Genomic DNA, 4,040 nt, shown 5'->3' with positions numbered 1-4,040 from the left:
CTTCAGCTACACCGTCTGCAACACCAAGTGCAACGCCGTCAGCTACACCAAGCGCTACACCGTCTGCGACACCAAGTGCAACGCCTTCAGCTACTCCGTCTGCGACTCCGTCAGCAACACCAAGTGCGACACCAAGTGCGACTCCGTCAGCTACTCCGTCTGCAACTCCAAGCGCTACACCTAGTGCAACGCCTTCAGCTACTCCGTCTGCGACTCCAAGCGCGACACCAAGTGCGACTCCGAGTGCGACACCTAGTGCCACACCTTCAGCGACTCCGAGCGCAACTCCGTCTGCGACTCCAAGCGCTACGCCTAGTGCAACGCCTTCAGCTACTCCGTCTGCGACTCCGTCAGCAACACCAAGTGCTACACCTTCAGCTACACCAAGCGCTACACCGTCTGCGACACCTAGTGCAACGCCTTCAGCTACTCCGTCAGCTACACCGTCTGCGACACCAAGCGCTACTCCGAGCGCTACACCAAGTGCGACGCCTAGTGCTACACCAAGTGCTACACCTTCAGCGACTCCAAGCGCTACACCAAGTGCGACACCTAGTGCAACGCCTTCAGCTACTCCGTCTGCGACTCCGTCAGCAACACCAAGTGCCACACCTTCAGCTACACCAAGCGCTACACCGTCTGCGACACCTAGTGCAACGGTATCTATATCTTCCAGTGATGCACAAAAGGGCGACGCCTACTTAACAGCTAAATATGGAAATAGTTACCTTGTTAAGGTTTCTGACGTAAATGATCAAAACATCCAAACTATTATTTCTAATAGTCATGTTGTTGGTATTGAAATTAATGATTCTGATATAAATATTGCCGATATATTTGCACGTGATTTGGTGTGCGATTCAGTACTAGGTACTCGTATTGAGGTCAATAGTGTAAATATCTCTGGCGGCCCCGTGAATGTTGCCAGTGGGCACTTCTTGACTAACCTTAAGCTTGCACAAGCAATTATTGCTGGCAATGGGCAAGTTAATGTTCATGTAAATGCTCAAGATCTTCATGATCATATTCATGATTTAGAGCTCAATCTTGGCAAATTAAGTGCAGTCACTTTTGATGATTCTGCTACCCCAGTCCAATTAAGTATTGCTCAAATAGAGCAGGGTGCTGATGTTCTTAAGTTAATTGGTGGTGATCACGGAAGCATTTATAACTTACACGTTGTATCTGATGCAGCCTTGACAGCACAAGATGTGATTGCTTTGGCCAATAACTCAGCAGTAGATCTAGGAATCTTGAGCAATATTAGTCATATTGAGATTTTGGATAGTGCTGCTGGTATTTCTGCTGCGCTAGATAGTCTGGGAGTGAATGTAGTTAATCACTTACTGTCTCCAACAGCACTCAGTATTACCTTGTCTGGTGGTGATTCAACGATTTTAATTGGTTCAAGCTTAAATGATGCGGATCAACTTGCTAGTGATATCGAAGTCCTTAAGGATATTCAGAGTCCATTTAAGCTGTCAGTCAATGTTGCGCAGGCACCTATTATTGCCGATGCGTTGAATGGAAATACTCACTTCACTGGATTGAACGTCCATGCCGTATTGAATAACAGTGTCGATGAAATTTCCACTCTAACAAACTGGATTTCAAGCCACTCTGAGATTTTGGGCTTATTAAGTGCTGGTGGTGGAATAACAATCGGCAATGGCTTTGGCAGCTCTATTGAGATTTCAAGCGTAGCTCAAATGAACGAGCTTGAAAGTCTCAAAGTTATTCTGGGTGATTCAAGCCTCGTGCATATGGGTGCTATCACTGTAGATGCTGGAGTTCCTTTATCTACACAACAATTAGCCGACCTGAATACTTGGTCTACTAACCAGGTTACTGTCACTCTGACTGCAATTGATGGTTACGTATCTGGTGCACAAGTTGTTGAAGTGGATGCGTCTGGTCATGTTATCCATACCTATACCGATGCTACCGATGCTTCCGGCCACCTACATGTAACTGCTAGCGGTGATGCTGGTAATCAAATTGTCATTATTGGCGGTACTGATACCTTTACCAATCAACATCTCACTGGTGAATTGATTGCGCCTTTGGGCTATCAGGTCTCCACGCCACTTACTACGCTCTTAGCGTTAGCTCATGGCCATGTTTCTGATACTGATATTACTTCTGCGCTAGGTCTAAGCGGCGTTAACTTGGCCAACTTTGATCCAGTTGCTGCAATGATGGTCCCTGGATCTGCGACACAAGGCTTGGCAGTATTTACTGCGCAACAGGGCATCTTCACCATCTTGCAGGCGGTAAGTCAAGCTGGCATTGCTAGCGGCAATGAAGCTGTTGCATTGAGCAAGGCGGCGGTGGCAATAAGCGATGCCATTGCGAATGCGACTGCCATTTCAAACGTCAGTGAGCTAACTGCCCAGTTGGCTAAGATCACCGATACAGCAGTGACCAGCATTGGCTCTGAATTTAATTTGGATGGCGACGCTGCAAAAGCAATTGCTACGATGATTAAGTCGATCAATGCCAACGTAGTTGATAACTATAAAAATCTGGCAGATGCCTTGCAAGGTTTGCCAGATTTACGTACCGCTCAAAATACCTTAGCTATTGCAGAGGTAACGGCAGGCATCACCCAAACCTCGTTGCTTGGGTCTATTGCAGCCGCTGTTGCTGATCCTGTTTCAGCTATTGCCATCTCTGCTCAATTTACTCAGACTGTCACTACAGACCTAGCAGATATTAAGGCCCTGACTGATGATTATGTGATTGATAACCACACCATCTATTTAGATAGCGCTGGTTATCAAGAACTCCTGCTCGATAAGCTAGAGAATGGCCATCATCCAGATTTGAGCATTAGCGCTCAGCAGTTGGCTGATTTGGGCATCAGGGCCATCGATACTGGTGGCGCTTTAATTCAAATTAATCCTACGCAGGCTGCTGCCTTTGCGAAGGCTGGCCTGTACTTCACTGCCAACACGCATGTGGCAGTCGTACCAGATATTGGTAATAACTGGGATACGGCTGAGAAAATCGATCATCTCAATGCGCTGCATATCCAAAATATTGATATCAGCGTCGATTCTGGCTCTACCCAATTACATGACTTAGCTTCTTTATCAACTGAGATTGCTAAAGGCGATCTGCATCAAGTGACCTTGCATGTAAGTGATGCCGGTATCGGTGCCGCTTCTGCTGATTTAGCAAGCCTTGCTACTAATCCGACCTTAAGTAGTGATCTTGAAACGCTACGCTCAATTAGTGATCGCTTAGGTTCACTCACCGTTTCAACTATTGAGGTTGATTCCGCTAGAGTGGCTGGTGTAGTAAGTATCAGTGATGGCACGGCGCAAGCATTAGAAGTAAATGGTCTGCGCTTTGCTGATGATGACAGCATTACGGTCGATGCAAGCGATAGCAATTCTCTCACTAAGCGCCTAGCGATTAGCCTCAAAGGCCTTGAGAATCTAAATGTTGCTGCTGTTAGTGTTGGTGCAGGCGGCGTACAGGTAGATGCTGTAAATGGAACGCAAAGCGCAAGCTTGGATAGTTTGAGTGTTAATGCAATACCTGTATTTAACAATGTCAGCGGACTTGCTGATGTGCAGGTTACTTTGGAGCTCACGCAAGCGCAAATTGCTGCAATCGGTAGTGTGAACAATAATCTAACTACAGATGCGCAGACATTGGCATTGCATGGTATCGACGATCTACAGATTGATATCAGCGCTGCTAATTTGGATCTCAGTAATGCTGAGGTTGTAAATGAAATCAATCAAGAGTTGCAAACTATTAATCTAGTTTCTACTTCTGAGCATAAGATCAGTGGCAGTGTTCATATTAATGAAGCTCAATTAACCCAATTGCATCATGTTGATGGTGTCATTGGGTCAGTTGAGCTCAGTAACGCAAGCCACATTACGCTTGACACTGGCCACAGCACGCATCTATCGACCAGCCTCAAAGATCTTGAGAGCCTGAACATTGCAGCCGTCTCTGTTGCTGGTGGTGGCCTGACAGTCGATCTGGGCAGCGCAGACTTTAATGGCTTAGTCGGTGGCTTA

2 protein-coding genes are annotated in these 4,040 nt (G+C 46.5%); one reads left to right on the top strand and one right to left on the bottom strand.

From position 1 onward, the window contains the following. Positions 1 to 610 (bottom strand): hypothetical protein (locus ICN46_RS11240; RefSeq protein ID WP_216208824.1); only part of this gene is annotated, 610 nt, incomplete at its 3' end. A 241-nt stretch (positions 611 to 851) separates the two neighbouring features. On the opposite strand from ICN46_RS11240, the gene ICN46_RS11235 reads away from it, so the two are divergent. Next, positions 852 to 4,040: hypothetical protein (locus tag ICN46_RS11235; RefSeq protein WP_216208821.1), on the top strand; the 3,189-nt coding region annotated here is incomplete at its 3' end.

Source organism: Polynucleobacter sp. Latsch14-2 (assembly GCF_018881925.1).
In the GTDB taxonomy this organism is placed as follows: Bacteria; Pseudomonadota; Gammaproteobacteria; order Burkholderiales; family Burkholderiaceae; genus Polynucleobacter.
The sequence above is the reverse complement of the archived record's forward strand: the minus strand, read 5'-3'. Positions and strand labels throughout refer to the sequence as shown.